Annotated in this window: 19 protein-coding genes and 1 pseudogene; 9 read left to right on the forward strand and 11 right to left on the reverse strand. The window is 75.3% G+C overall.

Annotated elements, in window-relative coordinates; genetic code table 11:
* Positions 1-5 precede the first annotated feature (5 nt).
* Positions 6-1,268 carry an MFS transporter gene (locus tag ACZ4UX_RS29820; RefSeq protein WP_465708902.1) on the forward strand — a complete coding sequence of 421 codons (1,263 nt, stop codon included), beginning with the start codon at positions 6-8 and terminating at the stop codon, positions 1,266-1,268.
* A 371-nt stretch (positions 1,269-1,639) separates the two neighbouring features.
* Positions 1,640-2,215 carry a HutD/Ves family protein gene (locus tag ACZ4UX_RS29825; protein ID WP_465708903.1) on the forward strand — a complete coding sequence of 192 codons (576 nt, stop codon included), beginning with the start codon at positions 1,640-1,642 and terminating at the stop codon, positions 2,213-2,215.
* Between the two features lie 102 nt (positions 2,216-2,317).
* Here the strand turns inward: ACZ4UX_RS29825 and ACZ4UX_RS29830 are convergent, their stop codons facing one another.
* Positions 2,318-3,280, reverse strand: a complete 963-nt coding sequence (locus tag ACZ4UX_RS29830; RefSeq protein WP_465708904.1) for an esterase/lipase family protein — start codon at positions 3,278-3,280, stop codon at positions 2,318-2,320.
* A 114-nt stretch (positions 3,281-3,394) separates the two neighbouring features.
* Between ACZ4UX_RS29830 and ACZ4UX_RS29835 the strand changes: the two genes are divergently transcribed.
* Complete coding sequence (locus ACZ4UX_RS29835; protein ID WP_465708905.1) at positions 3,395-4,672, forward strand: RsbRD N-terminal domain-containing protein; 1,278 nt, start codon at positions 3,395-3,397, stop codon at positions 4,670-4,672.
* 114 nt (positions 4,673-4,786) lie between these two features.
* Here ACZ4UX_RS29835 and ACZ4UX_RS29840 read toward each other — a convergent pair whose 3' ends face one another.
* Entirely contained in the window at positions 4,787-5,545 is a 759-nt protein-coding gene (locus tag ACZ4UX_RS29840; protein WP_352294372.1) for an acyltransferase, read from the reverse strand.
* Positions 5,546-5,663: 118 nt separating this feature from the next.
* Here ACZ4UX_RS29840 and ACZ4UX_RS29845 point away from each other — a divergent pair, with 118 nt between their 5' ends.
* A complete protein-coding gene (locus tag ACZ4UX_RS29845; protein WP_329490799.1) occupies positions 5,664-6,500 on the forward strand; it encodes a maleylpyruvate isomerase N-terminal domain-containing protein in 837 nt (278 codons plus the stop codon).
* Between the two features lie 13 nt (positions 6,501-6,513).
* Here the strand turns inward: ACZ4UX_RS29845 and ACZ4UX_RS29850 are convergent, their stop codons facing one another.
* Entirely contained in the window at positions 6,514-7,287 is a 774-nt protein-coding gene (locus ACZ4UX_RS29850; RefSeq protein WP_465708906.1) for an enoyl-CoA hydratase family protein, read from the reverse strand.
* A gap of 187 nt (positions 7,288-7,474) precedes the next feature.
* Between ACZ4UX_RS29850 and ACZ4UX_RS29855 the strand changes: the two genes are divergently transcribed.
* Both ACZ4UX_RS29855 and ACZ4UX_RS29860 read left to right on the forward strand, forming a co-directional pair.
* Positions 7,475-8,272: an ATP-grasp domain-containing protein gene (locus ACZ4UX_RS29855; protein WP_465708907.1), complete on the forward strand. Its 798-nt coding sequence runs from the start codon at positions 7,475-7,477 to the stop codon at positions 8,270-8,272.
* Positions 8,273-8,328: 56 nt separating this feature from the next.
* A complete protein-coding gene (locus ACZ4UX_RS29860; RefSeq protein ID WP_465708908.1) occupies positions 8,329-8,745 on the forward strand; it encodes a RidA family protein in 417 nt (138 codons plus the stop codon).
* A 59-nt stretch (positions 8,746-8,804) separates the two neighbouring features.
* On the opposite strand, the gene ACZ4UX_RS29865 is transcribed toward ACZ4UX_RS29860, so the two are convergent.
* The gene (locus tag ACZ4UX_RS29865; protein ID WP_465708909.1) at positions 8,805-10,022 is read right to left on the reverse strand and encodes an MFS transporter; all 1,218 of its coding nucleotides are present in this window, start codon (positions 10,020-10,022) and stop codon (positions 8,805-8,807) included.
* Between the two features lie 255 nt (positions 10,023-10,277).
* Between ACZ4UX_RS29865 and ACZ4UX_RS29870 the strand changes: the two genes are divergently transcribed.
* Together ACZ4UX_RS29870 and ACZ4UX_RS29875 are read left to right on the forward strand one after the other, a co-directional pair.
* Positions 10,278-11,270, forward strand: a complete 993-nt coding sequence (locus ACZ4UX_RS29870) for an ArsR/SmtB family transcription factor (protein ID WP_465708910.1) — start codon at positions 10,278-10,280, stop codon at positions 11,268-11,270.
* A 180-nt stretch (positions 11,271-11,450) separates the two neighbouring features.
* A complete protein-coding gene (locus tag ACZ4UX_RS29875) occupies positions 11,451-13,754 on the forward strand; it encodes a glycosyl hydrolase family 18 protein (RefSeq protein WP_465708911.1) in 2,304 nt (767 codons plus the stop codon).
* A gap of 102 nt (positions 13,755-13,856) precedes the next feature.
* On the opposite strand, the gene ACZ4UX_RS29880 is transcribed toward ACZ4UX_RS29875, so the two are convergent.
* Complete coding sequence (locus tag ACZ4UX_RS29880) at positions 13,857-15,134, reverse strand: geranylgeranyl reductase family protein (protein ID WP_465708912.1); 1,278 nt, start codon at positions 15,132-15,134, stop codon at positions 13,857-13,859.
* A 169-nt stretch (positions 15,135-15,303) separates the two neighbouring features.
* On the opposite strand from ACZ4UX_RS29880, the gene ACZ4UX_RS29885 reads away from it, so the two are divergent.
* Positions 15,304-16,668: a M20/M25/M40 family metallo-hydrolase gene (locus ACZ4UX_RS29885; protein ID WP_465708913.1), complete on the forward strand. Its 1,365-nt coding sequence runs from the start codon at positions 15,304-15,306 to the stop codon at positions 16,666-16,668.
* An 84-nt stretch (positions 16,669-16,752) separates the two neighbouring features.
* Here ACZ4UX_RS29885 and ACZ4UX_RS29890 read toward each other — a convergent pair whose 3' ends face one another.
* The 6 genes and pseudogenes from ACZ4UX_RS29890 to ACZ4UX_RS29915 all read right to left on the reverse strand — a co-directional run.
* Positions 16,753-17,538: a DUF4184 family protein gene (locus tag ACZ4UX_RS29890; protein WP_396491313.1), complete on the reverse strand. Its 786-nt coding sequence runs from the start codon at positions 17,536-17,538 to the stop codon at positions 16,753-16,755.
* Between the two features lie 93 nt (positions 17,539-17,631).
* Positions 17,632-18,699, reverse strand: coding sequence for an NUDIX hydrolase (locus ACZ4UX_RS29895; RefSeq protein WP_329490790.1), 1,068 nt, complete (start codon positions 18,697-18,699; stop codon positions 17,632-17,634).
* Between the two features lie 489 nt (positions 18,700-19,188).
* Positions 19,189-20,085 (reverse strand): C40 family peptidase, encoded by an 897-nt coding sequence (locus ACZ4UX_RS29900; protein WP_465708914.1) that lies wholly within the window; start codon positions 20,083-20,085, stop codon positions 19,189-19,191.
* Positions 20,086-20,389: 304 nt separating this feature from the next.
* On the reverse strand, positions 20,390-21,811 hold the full coding sequence (locus ACZ4UX_RS29905) for an acyl-CoA synthetase (protein WP_465708915.1): 1,422 nt from the start codon (positions 21,809-21,811) through the stop codon (positions 20,390-20,392).
* 219 nt (positions 21,812-22,030) lie between these two features.
* Positions 22,031-22,993, reverse strand: a complete 963-nt coding sequence (locus ACZ4UX_RS29910; protein WP_329490786.1) for an electron transfer flavoprotein subunit alpha/FixB family protein — start codon at positions 22,991-22,993, stop codon at positions 22,031-22,033.
* A gap of 44 nt (positions 22,994-23,037) precedes the next feature.
* Positions 23,038-23,134 (reverse strand): annotated as a pseudogene (locus ACZ4UX_RS29915) (electron transfer flavoprotein subunit beta); the annotation flags it as partial.

Genomic DNA, 23,134 nt, shown 5'->3' on the forward strand with positions numbered 1-23,134 from the left:
ACTTTGTGCCGCTCCGAAACAAAATCCACGTCCATGACCGGGTCGACCGGCCGTCCCTCCAGTCTCGCAGCACTCCGGCCGCTTCCGGCACCCCCTGGGGCGCGGCACGGCTCGCACTCACCGCTTTCTTCGCCGTCGACGGCTTCCTCTTCGCCGCCTGGGTGGTCCGCATCCCGGACATCCGCAGCCAGGTCAGCGCCTCCCACAGCGCGCTCGGGCTCGCCCTGCTCTGCGTCTCGGCCGGCGCCGTCGCCACCATGCCCCTGGTCGGCCGGCTCTGCCTCCGGTACGGCTCCCGACCGGTCACCGTCGGTTCGCTGGCGCTGCTCAGCCTCGCCGTCCCGCTGCCCGCCCACGCCCACTCGGTCGCGGCGCTCGGCGGCGTCCTGCTGCTCTTCGGGGCGGGGTACGGCGGCGCCAACGTCGCGATGAACAGCGCCGCCGTCGACCTGGTGGCCCAGCTGCGCCGCCCGGTGATGCCGAGCTTCCACGCCGGGTACAGCCTCGGCGGCCTGCTCGGCGCGGGCGTCGGCGGCCTGCTCGCCGGCACCCTCACCACCACGTGGGCGCTCGCCCTGAGCGGCCTGCTGGGCCTGGCCGTCACGGCGGGCGCCGGCGTCGTGCTGCTCCGCGGCCCGGCCGCGCCGGTCGTCGCCCCCGGCCGGGCGGCCGACTCCCCCGCCACTCCGGCCGCCCCGGCCGCCCCCAAGGAGCCGGCCCGGGTGCCGCACGCCCGGTTGCTCGTCCTGCTGCTCGGCCTCACCGCGCTCTGCTGCGCCTACGGGGAGGGCGCCATCGCGGACTGGACCACCCTGCACCTCACCGACGACGTCCACGCCAGTGCCGGCACGGCCGCCGCCGGGTACGCCGCGTACGCCTTCGCGATGACCAGCGGCCGGGTCGGCGGCACCTGGCTCTCCATCAGGCTGGGCCAGAACCGGGTGATCGTCCTCGGCGGCCTGACCGCCGCGGCCGGCATGCTGCTGGCCGCACTCGCGCCCTCGGTACCGCTCGCGCTGTCCGGGTTCGTGCTGGTCGGCCTCGGCCTGGCCAACATCTTCCCGCTCGCCATCGCCCAGGCCGGCGCCACCGGCGGCCCGCAGGGCGTCGCGCTCGCCTCCACCCTGGGCTACGGCGGCATGCTGATCGGCCCGCCGGTGATCGGCTTCCTCGCCGACGCCGTCGGACTCCCGCTCGCCCTCACCTCGGTCGCGCTCGCCGCCGTCCTCGCCGCCCTGCTCCCCCTCACCGCCCGCCGTACCCGCTGACGGAGCCCGGCGGCGGGTACGGCGGGCGGTGAGGACGCCCCACCACGCGTCGCACCCGCCGCCGGCCACCGCACGACGGCCCGCGGCACGTCCCGCCGGTCGGGGCTCCCGACCGGTGGGCCGGGGTGCCCACCGGCGCCACGCCGGGACCGGCGGCACACCCCCGCGAGCGCATCCCCCGGTCGGGGCCACCGACCACGCCACCCACCCACGGCCCCACCGGGGCGACCCACGGCCGGCCGACCTCCTCGGCGGCCCCCGCACGCCGGTCCGCGGACCGGCGGTCTCCCGTACTCCCCCGGCGGGCGCCCCCGGCAGCCCCGGACCCTCCGGGCGCACTCCCGCGTCCCGCCCCGTGACAGGATGCGGCCATGACGACGACCGGGCGGATCCAGGTACTGCGGGCGGACGAGCGCCCGGCGACGGCGTGGCTGAACGGGGGCGGGGTGACCAGGGAGGTCGCCGGGTTCCCCGCCGGGGCCGGGCTGGACGCCTTCGACTGGCGGGTCAGCCTCGCCGACGTCGCCTCCGCCGGGCCGTTCTCCGCGTTCCCCGGCGTCGACCGGGTGATCACCCTGGTCGAGGGCACCGGCATGGCCCTGACCGTCGACGGTGCCGAGCACCTCGTCGACACCCCGTTCCGCCCGTTCGCGTTCTCCGGCGAGGCCGACACCGGCTGCCGACTGCTCGGCGGCCCGGTGGTGGACTTCAACGTGATGACCCGTCGCGGGCGCACCACCGCCGACCTCGCGCTGACCACCGGGCCGCGCACCGTGGACGTCCCGGCCGGCGGCACCGTCCTGCTGGTCTGCCTGGCCGGCCGCGCCACCGTCGGCGACACCGTGCTCGACCGCTACGACGCCGCCCTGCCGGCCGGGCCCGGCCCGTACGAGCTCCGGCCCGACGGCGTGACCGCCGCCGTCACCTTCCGCACGCCGCTCGCCTGACACCGCCCGGCACACGCGCCCAGGACACACCACCGCACAGGAAGTCGGCGGGTCCGACTTCCTGTGCGGGCGGCCCGCCGCACCCGGCGGCCGGACGGCGCGTCAGCCGCAGTACACCGGGGACGCGTGGGCCGGGTCGAGCGCGTTGGTGACCAGGTGCAACGCGGTCGGCGAGAAGGCGATGGCCACGTGCTCGGCGAGCGAGAGCGGGCAACGGTCCTGCAGGACGATGTTGTTCACGTTCGGGCCGCTGAGGAACTGCGTCCGGTACGGCGTGACGACCTCGTCGTACACGGTCGAGATCACCGTGTAGCGGACGCCGGGCACGGTGTCCGCCACCGTCGCCATCTTCCGGTTGAAGGCGGAGTCCACCACCTGGTCCTTGCAGGCCGGGCAGGCCGTGTAGATCAGTTCGGCCACCCGGGGGAGGTACGGGGCGAGGTTGGCGATGCCGTCGAGCGTCGTCCCGTGGTTGGACGGCGCCAGGCCGATCAACTTGTCGACCTTCGACGCGCCCCCGAGGAACTTCACGTAGTAGTTCGGGAGCATGCCGCCCTGCGAGTGGCCGACGAGGTCGACCTTCGTCGCGCCGGTCGCGCCGCGCACCAGGTCGACGAAGCGGCCGAGTTGCGCGGCCGACTCGGCGGCCGGACCGAGCCCGCCGATCGGCAGCACCAGGCCGCTGCCGGAGGAGGTGATGCCGGGGACCATGCCGTAGTCCAGGGCGAAGACGCAGTAACCCTGGCTCTTCAGCAGGGGCGAGAGCACCAGCCAGTTCTCGTAGCGGTTGGCGAAGGTGCCGTGCACCAGGACCACCGGATCGGGGTGAGCCGCCGTCGGCTTGCAGGCCCAGTCGTTGGCACCCGGCGGCGAGGCCACCGAATCGCCGTCGGGGGGCAGTTGGGCCGCCACGCCGGACGCGGTGGGGGTCGCGTCCGGTGCGGCGTGTGCGGCGGTGGCGGGGGCGCCGGCGAGCAGCGCACCGGCCAGCAGGGCCGAGCCCAGTGCTCCGAGGAGTCTGCGGCGTACCGGTCCGGCGGCGGAGCGGAGAAGTGGGGTTCTCAACTGTTGCCTCCACAACGGAAGTTTGTTACCAACAGGTAACCCGAGTGCCTCCATCATGCGGTCGCCCCTCCGGCCCGGCCCTTGGGTGTCCCCCAGACCTGGACGGTGTTTTCTGTGACCGGTCACAATTCACCCGCTTGCGCCCCCGGTTGGCGGATCCCGCTGATCGGCGGAGTGCCCGCCGACCAGCGGCTGCTCGGCGCCGTACCCGAGTTGGTCGAGGCCGTCATCGCCACCCTGCTCGCCCGGGTGCCGACCTACCGCCGCCTGCCGCACGAGCAGGTGGCGGGCGAACTCAGCCAGGTCACCGAACGCCGGATCCGCGCCCTCGCCCAGGCCGTCCGCACCGGGAACCCCGCCGACGACGAGGAGTTCACCTCCGTCCGCGAGGCCGCCGCCCGGCGGGCGGAGGAGGGCCTGCCGCTGGACGCCGTCCTGCTCGCCCACCACCTCGGGATGGAGGTCTGCTGGGAGCTGGTGACCAGGGACGCCCACGACGACGACGCCGCCGACCTGCTGGTGCTCAACCGGCTGCTGCTCGACCAGCTCCGCCAGGCCACCTCCGCCGCCGGCGCCGGGTACGTCGAGGAACGCCGCACCCTCGCCGACGAGCAGCGGGCCGCCCGCCTCGCCCTGCTCACCGCGCTGCTCGACGGGACCCCCGCCGAGGAGACCGCCACCAGGGCCGGGATCCGGCTGCCGCCCTCCTACGCCGTGCTCTGCCTCGCCGTCGCCGACCATCCCGACGAGCGGGCGCCCGGCGTCGACCGGACCGTGGCCGGCCACCGCAAGCTGCGCCGGCTGCGCACCGAACTCGACCACCGCACCCGGCAGTCGGCGCTCACCGCGCTCTCCTCCTCGGGCGGCCCGGTGCTGATCCCGCTGGAGTGCCGGCCGGACGCCGTCCCGGCCGACATGTGGCAGCGCCTCGCGGACACCGTGGCCGGCACCGCCCGGGCCGCCGGGGTCCCGGTCCGGGCCGGGGCGGCCGTCGCCGCACCCGCCGGGGTGGCGGCGGCGGCCGTGCTCGCCACCGAAGTGCTGGAGGTGGCGCGGGCCTTCGCCCGCCCGCCCGGGCTGCACCGCCTGGACGACGTCCTGCTGGAGTACCAGCTCAGCCGGCCGAGCCAGGCGAGAGCCCGGCTCGCCTCACTGCTCGCGCCCCTGGAGGACGTCGGCGAACTGCTCGCCACGCTCCGCACCCACCTGGCCGGCGGACTCAACCGCCGCCACACGGCCCGCACCCTGCACCTGCACCCGAACACCGTCGACTACCGGCTGCGCCGGGTGGCCGTCCTCACCGGCCTCGACCCGCCCCGGCCCGCCGACCTGCTCCGGATCACCGCCGCCATCGCCGCGCGGGACGCCGAGCGCGCCCAGGAGCCGGCCTGACCGGCCGGACCGGCCGGACCCGCCCGCCGCCGACGCCACAGCCCTCAGCCCTCGACCCCCAGCCCGCCGTCCCCGCCGACGCCGCCCGCCTTCGGCCCCGCCGACCGCCGCGCCTCACACCCCCGTCTCGCCGGGGAGCCGCAGGTCCCACCCGGCGAGCGCGCGCAGCTGGTCGGCGGTGATGCCGTCCGGCAACGGGCTGGGCGGGTCGGTACGGAACGGCGGCTGCCAGCCCTCCTCGGCGGTCCAGCGCCGGACGATCTTCGCGGGGGCTCCGGCCACCACGCTGTGGTCGGGGATCTCGCCGCGCACCACCGAGCCGGCCGCGACCACCACGTTGCGGCCGAGCCGGGCGCCGGGGAGGATCACGGCGCCGGTCCCGATCCAGCTGCCGCCGCCGATCTCGACCGGTTCGTTGCGCGGCCACTGCTTGCCGATCGGCAGATCGGTCGCGCGGTACTCGTGGGCCTGGTCGGATATGTAGACGCCCGGGCCGGTCCAGACGTCGTCGCCGAGCACGATCGACTGGTGGCCGACGATGTGGCTGTCACGGCCTATCACGCAGCCGCCGCCGATCCGCACGATCGGGTCCGGCCCGAGGTCGAGGCCGGGCAGGAAGCCCGCGCTGATGGTGACGCGCTCGCCGATGATCGAGAACGGGCCGATCGTGATCCACCGCTCGTTGAAGATCGCCCCGAGCGGGAAGGTCAGCTTCGTCCCCGCGCCCAGTTCACCGAACCGGTACGGACCGGGGCTCTCGCTGGACACCGCACCGGCCCGCTGAACCCACGTCCAGCCCCGGTGGACGAGGCGGCCCGCGACGCGTCGGCTGCCCGCCCGGGCGGCGGAGAACAGGGAACTGGTGATCGACATGCCGCCACGCTACCGGTCGCCCCGGCGCCGTCACCGAGGAGGCGGCCAACATCACACCCGTCCCGGAAGCCGCCCGTACCGTGTCCGAAATCCGCGAGCGGTGCGACACTCGTCGACCATGGAGATCATCGAGCACATCGACGCGCTGCGCCGCGAGGGCGTCCTGCTGGCCGACGCGGCCGCCCGCACCGACCTCGCCGCCCCCGTCCCCACCTGCCCCGACTGGCAGTTGCGCGACCTCGTCCTGCACACCGGCCAGGTCCACCGCTGGGCCACCGCCCTCGTGCGGGACGGCCACCGGGAGCCGCTGGACGCCGAGGGCGAGCGCGCCGCCTGGGGACCGGAGCCGTCGGACGCGGCGCTGGTCGACTGGTTCCGGACCGGCCACGCCGCCCTGGTGGCGGCGCTCGCGGCGGCCCCGGCCGACCTGGAGTGCTGGAGCTTCCTGCCCGCGCCGACCCCGCTGGCGTTCTGGGCCCGCCGTCAGGCGCACGAGACCGCGGTGCACCGCTTCGACGCGGACGCGGCCGCCGGGGCGGACGGCCCCCGGGTCGCCACCGGCCTGGCCCTGGACGGGATCGACGAGTTGCTGGCGGGCTTCATGTCCCGCGGCCGCGCCCGGGTGCGCAGCGAACAGCCGCGCACCGTGCTGATCCGGCCCACCGACCCGGCACCCGGCGACGTCACGCCGAGCGCCGGGCCCACCGACCCGGCCCCCGGCGGCATACCGACCGACGGGCCCGGCTCCTGGCTGCTCACCATCAGCCGGGAGCCGCTCACCGTCACCCGCCGGGCGGCCGGGGCCGCGGGCCCGGCCGACCTCACGATCAGCGGCCCGGCCCGCGACCTCTACCTGCTGCTCTGGAACCGGCTGCCCGCCGAGCGGGTCGAGCTGACCGGGGACCGGGCGCTGCTGGACCTCTGGCGGGAGACGGCCGTCGTCCGCTGGAGCTGACCCCGGCCGGGGTTCAGCGCGCCCAGGGCGCGGGCCGCTTCTCCAGGAACGCCCGCATGCCCTGCTGCGCCTCGTCCGAGCCGAACAGCCGCGCCGAGAGCTGGACCAGCTCGTCCGCGTCCCGTTCGAAGGAGCGCACCACCTCGGCGTTGGCCAGCCGCTTGGACTGCGCGAGGCCCTGCGGCGACCCGAGCCGCAGGGCGTCCAGCAGGCCCTTCAGCGCGGTTCCGGTGGACTCCGCGGAGTCCGTCGCCTCGGTGATCAGCCCGATCCGGGCGGCCTCGGCGGCGCCGAAGACCTCGCCGGTCAGGTAGTAGCGGGAGGCGGCGCGCGGGTCCAGCTTGGGGCGCAGCGGCAGCGAGATGACGGCGGGTGCCAGGCCGAGCCGGACCTCGGTGAACGCGAAGGTGGCGGCCGGGCCGGCCAGGGCGAGGTCGGCCGCGCCGACCAGCCCGAGGCCGCCCGCCCGGACGTGTCCGTCGATCACCGCGATCACCGGCTTCGCGCAGTCCACGATGGCCCGCTGGAGGTCCACCAGGCCGCGCGGGCCCACCGTCGGGTCCGTACCGGTCGCCTCGGAGAGGTCCGCGCCCGCGCAGAACACCTTGCCGGTGTGGCCGAGCACCACCGCGCGGACGTCCGGGTCGGCCGCGGCGGCGGCCAGGGCGGCGGTCAGCTCGGCCATCAGCCGCGTGGAGAGCGCGTTGCGGTTGTGCGGCGAGTCGAGGGTCAGCGTGGTGACGGCATCGGTGGTGGCGACACGGACGAAGGGCACTTCGCGGGTCATCGGTGCGGGCCTGCTTTCCGGCTGAGGGTGGGTCGGATTGCGTGGCGGCCGCCCTGCTCGGACGGCGCCCGGTCGACTCTGACACGCCCACCCGCCGCTCGGCCAGAGCCACCCGCCGCGAGCCCCGTCACCCCTTCGCGCCGAAATCCGGTGGTCGGGCGGCCGTCCGCCCCGGCAGCATCGGGCCATGACCACCGACGCCGTCCTCCTGCTCGCACCCCGGATCAACGAGACCGGCCTGCAGCTGCGCACCGCCGCAGGCCGCCGCGGCCTGCGCGCGCACACCGCGACGGCCTGGCGCGCGCCCGAGGAGCTGATCGGCTCGCCGGTGCACCTCTACGGCGGTCCGCTGTTCGGCGACGCGGTCGGCGCCGCCTTCGACCTGGCGCTGCTGGAGCCGCCGGACGACTGGCCGGCCCGCCTGCCGGCGGAGCTGACCGGCCGATCGGTCACCCTCACCACGCTGGCCGCGGCCCGCCTGCTGCGCCGCCCGATGTTCCTGAAGCCGCCGGGCGACAAGCTGTTCCCCGCCCGGATCTACCCGGACGGCTCCGGCCTGCCCGGCCCGGACGCGCTGGACGACGACACCCCCGTGCTGGCCAGCGAGGTGGTCTGGTTCCGCCGCGAGTACCGGCTGTTCGTCCTGGACGGCGAGGTGCTCACCGCCTCGCGCTACGCGGTGGACGGCGACCTGGACACCGCCCCGCTGCCCGAGGACCGGTACCGGGCCGAGGTGACGGCCTTCGCCGCGGACGTGCTGGCCGCCTCGGCCGGGGCGCTGCCGAGCGCCGTGGTGATCGACGTCGGCCCGCTGGACTCCGGCCGCTGGGCGGTGGTGGAGGCCAACCCGGCGTGGGCGAGCGGCGGTTACGCCTGCGACCCGGCGGCGGTGCTGGAGGTGGTGCTGCGGGCCGGCGGACCGGCCGCCGACCTCCCGGAGGCGGACCGGCGGTACGGCCGGACCCTGCCCGAGGTGGTCCGCTGAGCGGCGGCGGGCGAAGGCCCTGGTGCATCTGATCACCCGTCGGCCACGATGGGGCCATGACTTCCCAGCGCCCGCACCTCACCCACATCGCCGAGCCGCCCGGGGTCGCCCCCGGCACCGGCTACACCCAGGTCGTCACCGGCACCGGCCGGCTGGTGGCCGTCTCCGGCCAGGTCGCGTTCGACGAACAGCGGCACCTGGTCGGGGCCGGCGACCCGACGGCGCAGGCGCGCCAGGTGTTCGAGAACCTGGGCCGCTGCCTGGCCGCCGCCGGGGCCGGCTTCGCCGACGTCGTCAAGCTGACCTACTTCGTCACCGACATGGCGTTCATGCCGGCCGTGCGCGAGGCCCGGGACGCGTACTTCGGCTCGACCCCGCTCCCGGCGAGCTCGGCGGTGCAGGTCGCCGCGCTGTTCCTGCCCGAGGTGCTGATCGAGGTGGAGGCGCTCGCCCTGGTCCCGGAGCAGCGCTGACCGACCGGCCACCCGCTGCCGTCCGGCCCCCGGGGGCCGGACGCACCGGGCGACCCGGCCTACCCCGCGGTGGCCCCTTCGCGGCCCCGGGCCCACCGGACGGCGGGCCCCATGGCGAGGCCCGCCCCGGCGAGCAGCACGCCGAGGGCGACCCAGCCGAACAGGCCCCACCCGACCACGGCGGTGCTGACGACGGCGGGGCCGATCATCAGCGAGGCGGCCGACCCGGCGTTGTAGACGCCCTGGTAGGCGCCGTGGTCGCGCTCCCCGGCCAGGTCGTAGCTGAGCGCCCATCCGCCGGCCTGGCTCAGCACCTCGCCGAACGCCTGGAGCGCCACCCCGGCGAGCACCAGCACGGCGGCGACCACCGCGGGCAGCCCGTGGGCGAGGGCGAGCACCACGCAGGAGGCCGCCAGGATCAGCCCGGCCCGGCCGCAGACCCGGGCGGCCGTCGCCGGGTCCTCGGTGCCCCGGGTGGCCCGCACCTGCAGGGCTATCACCAGCACGGTGTTGACGATCAGGGTGCCGGCCACGGTGATCCGGGGTGCCTCGGTGTGCTGGACCACCCAGAGCGGCACACCCACCTCCAGCATCGCGAACTGCAGGCAGAGCAGCGCGTTCAGCACGGTCACCACCAGGAACGGCCCGTCCCGCAGGGCGGGGTTGCGCCGCCGGCCGGGCGGCTCGCCCGGACCGCCGCCCGCCACCGGGCGGGCCGCCGGGCGGACCCTGGCCGGGACGGCCAGCCGGTGGAACAGCACCGCGACCACCAGGTACGAGACGGCGTCGGCCAGGATCGCCGTCAGATAGGCCGGCCGGCTGTCCACCTGGAGGGCGACGGCGCCGAGCGCCGTCCCCAGGCAGATGCCGACGTTGGTGACCACCCGCAGATAGGCCCGGCCCGCCACCCTGCGGTCGGCGGGCAGCACTTCGGCGTAGAGCGCGTTCCGCACGGCGGCCGCGCCGCGGTCGACCGCGCTCACCACGCAGGCCAGCGCCAGGAACGCCGGGTAGCTGTGCACCAGGGCGTAGCCGGCGGTGCCCAGCGCGTTCACCGTGATCAGGACCACCAGCACCGGCCGCGCTCCCCAGCGGTCGGCCGCCCGCCCGGCCGGCACGCTGGCCGCGACGCCGCAGAGGCCGGCGGCGGTGAGCCCGATCCCGAGCTGGGCGGCGCTCAGTCCGAGGACGCGGGTGAAGAAGAGCACGCCGACGGCGAGCGAGAGCCCACTGCCGACGGTGTTGACGAGGGTGATCCCGGCGAGCCGGCGCACCATCGGGTCGGGGTGCAGCAGCCGCGAGCCCCCGGCGGGCCGACCGACCGGGCCCGGCCGCGAGGTACCACCCGCGTCCGAAGGACCTGACGCGGCCGAGGGCGGTGGCGGATCCGGGGGACCGGCCGGGCCGGCGACGGGCGAAGGCGCGGCGGACGACGCCGGTGAGGTGTTCATGCCCCGATCCCACCGCGTCCCCGGCGTCCGCAGTAATGATTTAGGCTCTGCCTCAAAGCAGCTGGAGGGACGGGGTCGGAGTTGCACCGGTTCAGGCTGGATCTGGCCGATCTCGCCACCACCTGGTTCGCCTGCTCGCCGATCCAGGAGGCCGCGCTCAGCCTGCGGATGTGGACCCACCCGGGCGTCTACCCGCTGCAGTCCGCCGCCTTCGAGCGGCTGCGCCCGAGCTTCGAACGGCTGGACTCCGGGCTGCTGCTCTCCCTGGTCGCCGCCAACCGGTGGATCCCCGACTTCCTGACGCCCCGCCCGTCCGTCCCCGCGCCGGACTTCCGGACCGAGCTGGCCGTGGTCCGGGCGCTGCCGCCCGAGCAGCTGCGCGCCGAACTGGAGCAGACCTTCCTGCCGCACGGCCGGCCGCTGCCCGCCCCGCTGGCGGCCGGGCTCGCCGATCCGGTCCGGCTGCTGGCCCGGATCGCCGACGCGCTGGAGGAGTACTGGGAGCGCTGCCTGGCCCCCGCCTGGTGGCCCCGGGCCCGCGCCGTTCTGGAGGCGGACCTCGTCTACCGGGCGCGGGTGCTGTCCCAGCAGGGTGCCGCGGCCCTCTTCGCCGACCTGGACCACCGGCTGCACTGGGCGGACGGCCTGCTCTCGATCAACCGCCGCTGGACGGACTGGGACGGCGAGATCATCGTGGACGGCCGCGGGCTGGTGCTGGTCCCGACCTTCTTCGCCCGCGGCGCGATCACGATGATCAGCAATGACCGTCCGCCGCAGATCAGTTACCCGGCCCGCGGCCGGGCGGGGATGGCCGCGCCGACCGCCCCGGTCACCCCCCGCGCGCTGGAGCTGCTGCTCGGCGCGCCCAAGGCCCGGCTGCTGGCGCTGCTCGCCGAGCCGGCCTCCACCACCGAGCTGGCCTACCGCCTGGGCGTCACACCGGGCGCCGTCAGCCAGCACCTGGCGGTCCTGCACCGGACCGGCCTGGTCACCCGGGCCCGGCACGGCCGTTCGGTGCTCTACGGCCGCAGCCCGCTCGGCGACGAGCTGACCGGGCATCCGCGCCGGGGCTAGCCCGCCCGCACCAACTCCCAATTGGTACAGACCTGTTGACGCATTGGTCCAGTCCTCCTACAGTGCCCATGCCCCCGTCTCCCCACGGCGCGGGCACCGGTCGGCCACGCACCACGGCCGCGGCACCACCCGTACGGTTCTACGTCGCCCTGTTCAACCCCCACAGTCACAGGGAGAACCATGTCCGCTCGACCCCGGGCCCGACGCCCGCGAGCGCGCAGCAGACTGCTGGCGCTGCTCTCCGCCCTGCTCCTGCCACTGGCCGCGCTCACCGCGCTGGCCGCCCCGGCGCACGCGGCCGGAAAACTGACCGCCACCTTCACCACCGCCGACAACGGCTCCTGGTGGAAGGGCACCTACATCGTCCGCAACGACAACGCCGCCGCCGTCTCCGGCTGGACGCTGGAGTTCGACCTGCCGGCCGGCGTGACCGTCCAGAACAGCTACAACGGCACCGCGACCACCACAGGCCGGCACGTCACCGCCACCAACGCCTTCTACAACGCGAGCGTCCCGGCACACGGCACCACCGAGCCGTACAGCTTCTGGTTCGTGGCCAACGGCCCGATCGGCACGCCGACCGGCTGCCGGATCAACGGCGACAAGTGCGACGGGAGTTCGGACGTCCTGCCGTCCGCCCCCGGCACCCCGGTGGTCACCGAGTCGACCGCGCACAGCCTGGCACTGAAGTGGCCGGCCGCCACCGGCGGTGACTTCCCGGTCGCCTCCTACGAGGTCCTGAGCGGCAGCACGGTACTGGCCACCGCCGCGACCACCGACACCGTGGTCACCGGGCTCACCCCCGCCACCTCGTACACCCTGACGGTGCGCGCCAAGGACACCCGGGGCAACACCGGCCCGTCGAGCGCGTCCGTCACGGCCGCCACCTTCGACCCGGCCACCGACCCCGTCCCGCCGACGGCGCCCACCGGCCTGCGTGCCACCGCGGTGACCTCCACCGACGTGACGCTGGCGTGGAACGCCGCCACCGACAACCAGCGGGTGGCCGCCTACGACGTCTACCAGGGCCCCGCGCTGGTCAGGACGGTGACCGGCAGCACCCTGACCGCCACCGTCGGCGGCCTCTCCCCGTCGACGGCCTACACCTTCACCGTGAAGGCCCGCGACGGCGCCGACAACGCCTCCCCCGCCTCCGCGGCGCTCGCCGTCACCACCTCCGACCTGGTCGGGGCCGGGAAGTACGCCCGGGTCGGCTACTTCACCCAGTGGGGCATCTACGGCCGCCAGTACTTCGTGAAGAACCTCGACACCTCGGGCAGCGCGGCCAAGCTCGACGTCATCAACTACGCCTTCGAGAACATCGATCCGGTCAACCTGACCTGCCTGGCCGGCGTCACCAAGGGCACCACGGCCGACCCGCAGGACCCGGACCAGGGCACCGGCGCGGGCGACGCCGACGCCGACTACGCCCGCCCGATGAGCGCGGCGCAGTCCGTGGACGGCGTGGCCGACGACGGCTGGGGCAAACTGCGCGGCAACTTCAACCAGTTGAAGAAGCTCAAGGCCAAGTACCCCAACCTCAAGGTGGTCGTCTCGCTCGGCGGCTGGACGTACTCCAAGTACTTCTCGGACGCGGCCGCCACCGAGGCCTCCCGGCAGAAGTTCGTGAAGTCCTGCGTCGACACCTGGATCAAGGGCAACCTGCCGCTCTACAACGGCGCCGGCGGTGACGGCGTGGCGGCCGGGATCTTCGACGGCATCGACCTCGACTGGGAGTGGCCCGGCTCCGCCGACGGCCACGCCGGCAACCACTACAACACGGCCGACAAGGCCAACCTGACCCTGCTGCTGGCCGAGTTCCGCAAGCAGCTCGACGCGCTCGGCGGCTCCCACAAGCTGCTGACCGCCTTCACCCCGGCCGACCCGGTCAAGATCGGCCAGGGCTGGGACCTCTCGAAGATCTTCAACTACCTGGACATCGCCAACGTCCAGGGCTACGACTTCCACGGCGCCGGCAGCGACAACTCCTGGGAGCCGAACCGGGCCGGGCACCAGGCCAACCTGTACGCCGACGGCCAGGACCCGTACCCGTTCCACTTCAGCGTGGACGCGGCCGTCCAGGCCTACCTCTCCGCCGGGGTCAACCCGCGCAAGCTCACCATCGGCTTCCCGTTCTACGGACGCGGCTGGCAGGGCGTGGCGGACGGCGGCGCGGCGGGCGAGTGGCAGAGCGCGACCGGCGCGGCGCCCGGCCAGTTCGCCGAGGAGGCCGGCACCCGCGGGTACAACAACCTGATCACCACCTTCCCCAACCTCACCGTCCACCACGACACCCAGTCGATCGCCACGTACGGGTACACGGGTGCGGGCGGGCAGTGGTGGACCTTCGACGACGCCTGGTCGATCGGCCAGAAGACGACCTACCTGAAGTCGAAGAACCTGCTCGGCGCGATGATCTGGGAGATGACCGGCGACACCCCGAACGGCGCCCTCATGACGGCGCTCGACACCGGGCTGAAGTGAGCCCGGGCGGCGCCGGTCCCCGGGCCGGCGCCGCCCTCGGAACGAACCGCGCGAAGAGGCTCCCGCGGACCGGCCGACGCCGGCCCGCGGGAGCCCCGCCCGCTACCGCGAGGCGAGCGAGGTCAGCTTGCGGGCCGCCCGGTACTGGCGCAGCACCTGGGCGAAGGTGGTGTGGCCCTGGGTGGTCCGGGCGAACGCCCGCCAGGCCGGGGCGACCAGGCAGACCGCCGCGTGGAACAGGTACGGACGGCGCTCGAAGGCGGCCAGCATCAGCTTGCCGGCCCGCATCTCCACGCCCAGCCCGGCCTTGATCGCGAACGCGTAGTTCAGCGCCTCGCGGCGGACCTCGGCCGCGGTGCCCGCCTCGGCCACCTTGACCGCCCACTCCCCGGCCAGCCGGCCTGAGCGCAGCGCGTACGAGATGCCCTCGCGGGTCCACGGCTCCAGCAGACCGGCCGCGTCCCCGGCGACCAGCACCCGGCCGCGCGAGAGCGGCGAGTCCTCGGCCCGGCAGCGGGTCAGGTGCCCGGACTCCACGCTCGGCGGGAACCCGGCCAGCCCGAGCCGGCGGATGTAGTCGGCCAGGTACTGCTTGGTCCGCTCGCCGTCGCCGCGCGCCGAGATGACGCCGACGGTCAGGCTGTTCGACTCGGTCTTCGGGAACACCCAGCCGTAACTGCCGGGCAGCGGACCCCAGTCGAGGTGGATCCGGCCGGCCCAGTCCGCCACGACCTCGGCCGGGACGGGGATCTCCGCCTCCAGCCCGAGGTCGATCTGGTCGAAGGAGACGCCGACGTGCCGCCCGATCCGGCTGGCGCTGCCGTCCGCGCCGACCACCGCCCGCGCCTCGAACGTGCGCCCGTCGGCGGCGGTGACCACGGCCGTGCGGTGCTCGCCGCCGCGCTGCTCGACGCCGGTGACGGTCACTCCGGTGACCAGCACCGCCCCCGCCTGCTTGGCCGCCTGGACCAGGCGCAGGTCGAACTCGTCCCGGTTGACCAGCCCGAACAGCATCCGCTTCGAGCGCCGCGTCCGGGTGAACCGGCCGTCGTACGCGAAGGTGACGGCGTGCACCCGGTCCTGCAGCGGCAGCCGGAAGCCCGGCGGCAGGCTGTCCCGGGAGGGGCCGATGATGCCCCCGCCGCAGGTCTTGTACCGGGGGTGCTCGGCCTTGTCGAGCAGCAGGACGCGGCGGCCCTGGGCGGCGGCGGCCTGCGCGGCCGAGGCCCCGGCCGGTCCGGCGCCGACCACGACGACGTCCCAGACGCCGTCCAGCGGATCGGGCCCGTCCCGCGGCGGGGCGGGCTGCGGCTCGGACGGCTGTCCGGGCGCCTCGGCGTCGAGCGGGCTACGGGAATCGGAGCTTCCGGAGTCAGTCACGTCGAGCAATCCTATGCGTCCTCCGGAGCCACCGTCCGTCGCGCCGCCCCGAACGCCCGGACGGCCCTCCGGACCGCCCGTTCGATCCGCCTATGATCGACATATCCCCCTGTCAGCACCGTCCGCCCGGAACACCCTCCGGGCCGGACCACCACCACCGGAGCCCCCGATGCCGCAGCAGCCCCTGGCCGACGCCGTCCGGTCCCTGATGGACCGTGCCCGCACCGACCTCGCCGAACTGGTCGCGTTCCGCTCGGTGGCCGACCCCCGCCAGTTCCCGGTCGAGGAGTGCCGCGGCGCCGCCCGCTGGGTCGCGGACGCCTTCGCCGCCGAGGGCCTGACGAAGGTGCAGCTGCTGGACACCCCCGACGGCACCCAGGCCGTCTACGCCGAGCTGCCCGGCCCCGAGGGCGCGCCGACCGTGCTGCTCTACTCCCACTACGACGTGCAGCCCCCGCTCGACGAGGACGCCTGGCTCAGCCCGGCCTTCGAACTGACCGAGCGGGACGGCCGCTGGTACGGGCGCGGCGCGGCCGACTGCAAGGGCAACATCCTGATGCACCTGACGGCGCTGCGGGCACTGCGCCGGGTTGACGGCGGCTACCCGGTCGGGCTGAAGATCATCGTCGAGGGTTCGGAGGAGCAGGGCACCGGCGGCCTGGAGCAGTACGCCCAGGCGCACCCCGAGCTGCTCGCGGCCGACGCCATCGTCATCGGCGACACCGGCAACTTCACCGCCGGCCTGCCGACCGTCACGGCCACCCTGCGCGGTATGACGATGGTCGAGGTGTCGCTCACCACCCTGGCCGGAAACCTGCACTCGGGTGCCTTCGGCGGTGCCGCCCCGGACGCCCTGCAGGGCCTGGTCCGGATGCTGGCCTCGCTGCACGACGAGCACGGCGACGTCGCGGTGGCCGGCCTGACCAGCGACCAGACCTGGCCCGGGGTGCAGTACCCCGAGGAGCAGTTCCGCGCCGACGCCAAGGTGCTGGACGGCGTGGCGCTGACCGGCACCGGCACCGTCGCGGACCGGCTCTGGGCCCGCCCGGCCGTCACCGTCCACGGCATCGACGCCCCGCCGGTGATCGGCGCCACCTCCTCCGTCCAGGCCGCCGCCAAGGCGCTGGTCAGCCTGCGGGTGCCGCCGGGCGGCGACGCCCTCGCCGCCCAGGACGCGCTGATCGCCCACCTGGAGGCGCAGGCACCGGCCGGTGCCCGGCTGCGGATCGAACGGCAGGGAGCCGGTGAGCCGTTCGCCGCCGACACCTCCGGCCCGGCCTACGAGGCGATGGGCGCGGCGATGGCCGAGGCCTTCGGCACGCCGATGGTCGCCTCGGGCGAGGGCGGCTCGATCCCGCTCTGCAACACCCTGCGGTCGCTCTACCCGCAGGCCGAGATCGTGCTGATCGGCGTCGAGGAGCCGACCACCCAGATCCACGCGGTCAACGAGAGCGTCGACCCGCGGGAGCTGGAGCGGATGGCGCTGACCGAGGCGCTCTTCCTGCACCGGTACGCCGAGCTGCGCTCCGTCTGAGCCCCGGCCCCGCCCTGCCGGTGCGACGGCGACCCGGTGCGACGGCGCCCCGGTGTGACGGCGACCCGGTGCGCCGGGCGGCCGTCACACCGGCAGCCGCCCGGCCGCCCGCCGCCGGCCCGCCACCCGCCCCGCGACCGCGTGCACCAGCGCGTACCCGACCGCTCCGGCCGCGAGGCCGGCGCCGGCCCCGAAGCAGAACTCCGGGATCGGGTTCCGCCGCAGCGGGACGAGCCGGTGCACCACCCCGGCCGCCGTGGCCGCGCCGAGCACCGCCACGGCGGCCCGCCGGGCCCCCGCGGGGAGCGCCGGGGCGGGCCGGACCGGCTCCACCGCACGGGCCGCCCGCGCCAGGTGCCCGGCCAGCGCCGCCAGTGCCAGCGCCGAACTGCCGTACTGCAGCACGGTGTACAGCGGCAGCCCGGCGACCGTCCGGTCCAGCACCGGCAGCAGGCGCACACCCAGCCGGCCCTCGTGGGTGAAGGCGTCCCAGCCGACGTGGGTGGCCGCGCCCAGCGCCGCCGAGCCGGCGAACCAGGCCGCACTCGCGCCGCCGCCCCGCCGGACCGTCAGCGCCTCGGCCGCGCCGGCCCACCGCTCGGGCAGCAGGGCGAGCAGCGGGGCGCGCAGCAGCCCGTGCCACCCGGCCACCAGGACGCCCGCGATCGCCACGTCCACGGTGGGCACCGCCCACCAGCGGTGGGTCGTCCCGCCCTGCCCGTAGACGCCGGGCAGCAACGACTCCAGGAAGAACGGCACATCGGGCGCCATCGACCCGGCGACCAGCGCCGACGCCACCAGCGGGCCGCGCGCCCCCGCCGCGCGCAGCAGGGGCAGGACGGCGGCCGGATGGCTCAGTGTGAACGGCATGGCCCCATCCTCCCGCCCCCGCCCCGCCCGGCACACCCGAACCGCACCGGGGGCGGCCCCGCCGGCTCGCGGCCGCGGGCACCACGACGGGTGCTACGCCGCGTCCGCCGCCCTGGCCAGGCCGAGACCGGCCCGGCGGCCGGCCTCCAGGTAGCGCAACTCGCCGCTGCGGCGGGCGTCCAGTGCGGCCGCCAGCCGCCGGTACCGGCCCGGGGGCAGCAGACCGGCAGCCTCGTCCAGGCTGACGAAGCGCCAGCCGCGCAGCTCCTCCTGCTGGAGCAGCAGGTTCTGCCGGGCGGCGGCGTCCAGCAGCCCGCCGTCGTAGACCAGCCGCAGGCCGCCGCGGCGCGGGCCGGTGCGCGGCTCCCAGTCGACGGCGAGCAGCCGCAGCGTGCCCGGGTCGAGCCGCAGCCCCAGCTCCTCGGCGGTCTCCCGGAGGGCGGCGTCGGTCGGCGCCTCGCCGCGCTCGACGACCCCGCCGGGGAACTCCCAGTCCGGCTTGTAGACCGGGTCGACGAGCAGGACCCGGTCCTGCTCGTCGAAGAACAGCACGGCGGAGGCCACCGTGTCCCCGGTCGGGTCCGGGGTCTGGACGATCGGGCAGCGGGCCGAGCCGTCACGGACGAGCTGGGCGAGCCGGGCGGCGGTCTCGCGCGGGGTCAGCTCGCCGTTGTCGACCATCCGGGCGTCCTCGATGAGCCAGCGGCGGGCGGCCCGATATCGCGGCAGGTGCTCCAGGCACCACTGCCGGACGCGCTCGCTGCGCTCCGGATCGCCGGGGCACTCGTCCCGCTGGGCGATACGCGCACGCAGGATCGTTTCTTCAGGGTCCAGGACGAGGTGGTGCACCGTGATGCCGTTCGAGGCGAGCGAGCCGAAGATCTCGTCGCGGTAGTCCTCCCGGAGCAGCGTCATCGGGACCACCAGCGGCCCCGGCACCTCGCCGAGCAGCGCGGCGGCCGTCTCGGGGACGAGCCGGCGCCAGGCCGGGAGGTCCTGGAAGTCGGACACGGCGGCCAGCCGGTCCGCGGGCAGGAGGTCGCGCAGCCCGAACCCGACGAGCTCGGGATCGAACAGCGTGCTCCCCGGCAGCAGCTCCACCAACTCACGGCAGGCAGTCGTCTTGCCCGCCCCGAATGTGCCATTGACCCAGACGATCACAACGTCCCCTGCCCCTCGACTTCCCCCGATGCCGTTCGCACCGGGCGGCGCCCCCGTCAGCCGTACCAGCGCCACCCGAGGTGGTACCCCCGCCGCGCCGGTCCCCATACCTGCGGACCGGGCCCGGCGGCCGAACCCGGCCACGCCGTGTGACAGGGGCATGTGCCCAGGCCAGGCGGTCCGCACCACGGTACGCGCGCCTGCCCGACCGCCGGTCCGCACGCCCCTGATCACCGGCGGCCACCTACCTTACGCGCGCCCCCTTGAACACCTCTCGCGCCCCCACCCGCCCCACGCTCCCCATCCCCCGCGCCCCACTCGGCACCTCCCCCGGCACCCCTGGCGGCCCGCCCCGGCGACAGGGTGCCGAATCCCTGAAGCGCGGAGGCGCGGAAGCGCCGAGGCCCCCGGACGCCCGGACGCCCGGCCGGTCGGACGGCGTACGGACAGCCGCTCGACCGGCCGGGCGTCACCCGGCGGGCACGCTCCTCAGGGGCGGCCCATCTGCGTCGGGTAGTAGCCGCTGCTGAGCCCCGAGATCCGGATGTTGGTGCCGGGCCGGGCGGCCTCCACGTACTGGTTGTTGCCCAGGTAGATCGCCACGTGGTGGATGCCCCGGGCGCTGCCGTCGTCCGACCAGAAGAGCAGGTCACCGCGGCGCAGCTGGCCGGCGCTGACCGGCGTGGTCGCCTCGTACTGGTCGTTGGCCACCCGCGGCAGCGCGATGCCGCCGCGCTTGAACGCCTGCTGCACCAGGCCCGAGCAGTCGTACCCGTCCGGCCCGTTGCCGGCCGTCCGGAACGGCTTGCCGAGCTGGGCGAGAGCGAACTGCACCGCCGTCTCGACGTCCCCGTCGGCGGCCACCGAGCCGGAGCCGGCGGACGACCCGGCCGAGCCCGAGGAGGAGGACGAACCGGCGGCGGAGCCGCCACCCGTCCGGTCCAGGTAGACGTCGTAGTGGGTGGTCCAGCGCCACTGACCCTGGCTGTTCCTGAACCAGTACCGCGACCCGTCCCAGCCCTGCGTGATCCCCCCGGACGAGGAGGAGCCCGCCGGGGCCGCGGCCTTGGCACCGCTCCCGGTCCGGGCCTGGTAGATGTCGTAGTGGCTGGTCCAGCGCCACTGACCCTGGCTGTTCTTGAACCAGTACCGCGACCCGTCCCAGCCCGCGTGGGCCGGCGCCGGCTCGGCGGCCGCGCTGCTGACCCCGGTACCGAGGCCGATCACGCCGGCACCGGCCGCGATCACCGCCACCATGCCTATCCCCCGACGGACCCGTGCCGCCCGGGAGGGCCGGGCGGCACGCGCCGGCCCGTCGGTGGTGGCGGCGGTCTGCCCGGTCGGGTCGTCGGCTGCACCCGGTGCGCCGGTGTTGACGGTCGTCATCCTGCTGTCTTCCTTTGCTGAACGCGGCTCAGCACTGCCCAGCACCGCTGACGCTGCTGAACCCCGGCTGAACACTGAACGGGGAGGGCAGAGGGGTTCCCGGTGACGAGCCGCGGCTTCCGGCCCTGCGACCGGAGGCCGCGGCTCGTCACCCTGGGATTCAGTTCTGCCTGCGTGTCACGTTAGGCACGCGGCCGCTCACAGCGCGCAGTGGAGTGCGCCAAAGGAAGGGTTCACGGAAGGTGAGGAGGACCGCCGGGGTGACGGTCGAAGAGATGAACGACCGTCACCGGGTGACCTCCCGTCACCCGAGTGCCGACTCCGCCAGCAGCTGCTTCTTGAGCACCTTTCCCATGGCGTTCCTGGGCAGTTCGGACACCAGCACCACCCGCCGCGGCCGCTTGTGGACCGAGAGCCGCTCCGCCACGAAGGCCGTCAGCTGGTCCCCCGTCACCGCGCCGTCCGGGATGACGTAGGCGACCACCGCCTGGCCGAGGTCCTCGTCGGGCGCGCCGACCACCGCGGCGTCCGCGACCGCCGGGTGGTCGCGCAGCGCCGCCTCGACCTCGCCGGCGCCGATCCGGTAGCCGCCGCTCTTGATGAGGTCCACCGAGGCACGGCCGACGATCCGGTGGAAGCCGTCCTCGCCGATCACGGCGACGTCCCCGGTGCGGAACCAGCCGTCCGCCGTCCACGCCTCCCCGTTGGCGTCCGGCCGGTTGAGGTACCCGGTGAACAGCGTCGGCCCGGCGACCTGCAGCTCGCCCACGCTCTCGCCGTCGTGCGGGACGGGCTCGCCCTCCTCGCCGACCAGCCTGGTCCGCACGCCGGTCAGGGGCAGCCCGACGCTGCCGGGGCGGCGCTCGCCGTCCGCCCGGGTGGAGAGGGTGATCAGCGACTCGGTCATGCCGTAGCGCTCGATCGGGGCGTGCCCGGTCAGCGCGGCGAGCTTCTCGAAGACCGGCACCGGCAGCGGCGCGCTGCCGGAGACCAGCAGCCGGGCCGAGGCGAGCTGCCCGGCCGCCTCCGGGTCGGCGGCCAGCCGGGACCAGACCGTGGGCACGCCGAAGTACAGGCTGGCGCCGGCGGCCGCGTAGCCCGCCGGCGTGGGCCGCCCGGTGTGCACCAGCCGGCTGCCGGTGCGCAGGGCGCCGAGCACGCCGAGGACCAGGCCGTGCACGTGGAAGAGCGGCAGACCGTGGGCCAGTGTGTCGTCGGCGGTCCAGCGCCAGGCCTCGGCCAGCGCGTCCAGGTCGGCCGCGACGGCGGAGCGCCGGATCATCGCCCCCTTCGGGGCGCCGGTGGTCCCCGAGGTGTAGAGCACGAACGCGGTGGCGTCCGGCGCGGGCTCGGCGTGACCGGTGGCGGAGCGCTCGGCCGGGTCGACGGGCAGCGCCGACACTCCCCCGGTCTCCGGCACCGTGTCCCCGGCGGCGTGCGCGAGCAGGACGGCGCCCGAGTCCCGCAGGATGTGCGCGCGCTCCTTGGGCCCGGAGTCGGGCGGCAGCGGCACCACGGGCACGCCGGCCAGCAGCCCGCCGACCACCGCGACGACGGTCTCGGCGGTGGGCCGGGCGAGCACCGCCAGCGCGGGGGCGCCGGCCACCCGGTCGGCCACCGCGGTCGCCGCTCCCAGCAGCTGCTCTCGGGAGAGCTCCCGCCCGTCGATCCGGAGCGCGTCGCCGGAGTCGCCGAAGTCGCCCTGAAGTGCCGTCAAGAGTGTCATGCGTCTGCCCTCGCCCTTGGTCGCGGTGTGGCGCTCTGTCCCCGCCGGCCCTGTCGCCGCCGGTCCGGCGTCCGACTCTACGGGCCCGGCGGCGGGCACCCGCAGAGCCCACGGGGACGGACCGCGGCAGCGGGGGATCCGCCCGCGCGAAAGCGCGAGGGCGCGCCCGGGACGGTTCCCGGGCGCGCCCTCGCGCAGTGTCGGTCCGACGCCGTGCGGTCAGCCCTTGCGGGCCTGGACCTCGCCGGTGAGCTGCGGCAGCACGGCGAAGAGGTCGCCGACCACGCCGTAGTCGACCAGCTCGAAGATCGGGGCCTCCGGGTCCTTGTTGACGGCCACGATGGTCTTCGAGGTCTGCATGCCGGCCCGGTGCTGGATCGCGCCCGAGATGCCCGCCGCGATGTAGAGCTGCGGGGAGACCTGCTTGCCGGTCTGGCCGACCTGGTTGCTGTGCGGGTACCAGCCGGCGTCGACGGCGGCGCGCGAGGCACCGACGGCCGCGCCCAGCGCGTCGGCCAGCTCCTCGACCACGCCGAAGCCGGCCGCCTCGCCGACGCCGCGGCCGCCGGAGACCACGATCGCGGCCTCGGTCAGCTCCGGGCGCCCCGAGGAGACCCGCGGGGTGCGCGAGGTGACCTTGGCGGCGTTGCCGGTGAACTCGACGGTGACGTTCTCCACCGCGCCCGCGGCCGGAGCGGCCTCGGGGGCCACCGCGTTCGGCTTCACCGTGATGACCGGGGCGCCGTGCGACACCTTGGACTTCACCTGGAAGGACGCGGCGAAGACGGCCTGGGTGGCGACCGGGCCGTCGGCACCGGCCTCCAGGTCGACGGCGTCGGTGATGATGCCGGAGCCGATCCGCAGCGCGACCCGCGCGGCGACCTCCTTGCCCTCACCGGAGGAGGTGACCAGCACCGCCGCGGCACCGGTCGCCTTGGCGATCTGGGCCAGCGCGTCCACCTTCGGGACGACCAGCTGGTCGGCGAACTCCGCGCCGTCCGCGACGTACACCTTCGCCGCACCGAACTCGCCGGCCTTGGCCGCCAGGTCGGCCGCGGCCGCACCGGCGCCCAGCACGACCGCCGACGGCTCACCGATCCGGCGGGCCAGGGTCAGCAGTTCGAGGGCCGGCTTGCGGACCACACCGTCGGCGTGGTCCACGAGAACCAGGATCTCAGCCATGATTCGTTGCTCCTGATCGATCGTTGGAACGCAAACTGCGTGGATTAGATGAACTTCTGCTCGGCGAGGAACGCGGCGAGCTGCTTGCCGCCCTCACCCTCGTCCTTGACGACCGTGCCGGCCGTCCGCGCCGGACGCGCC

The organism is Kitasatospora sp. NPDC028961 (assembly GCF_055564815.1).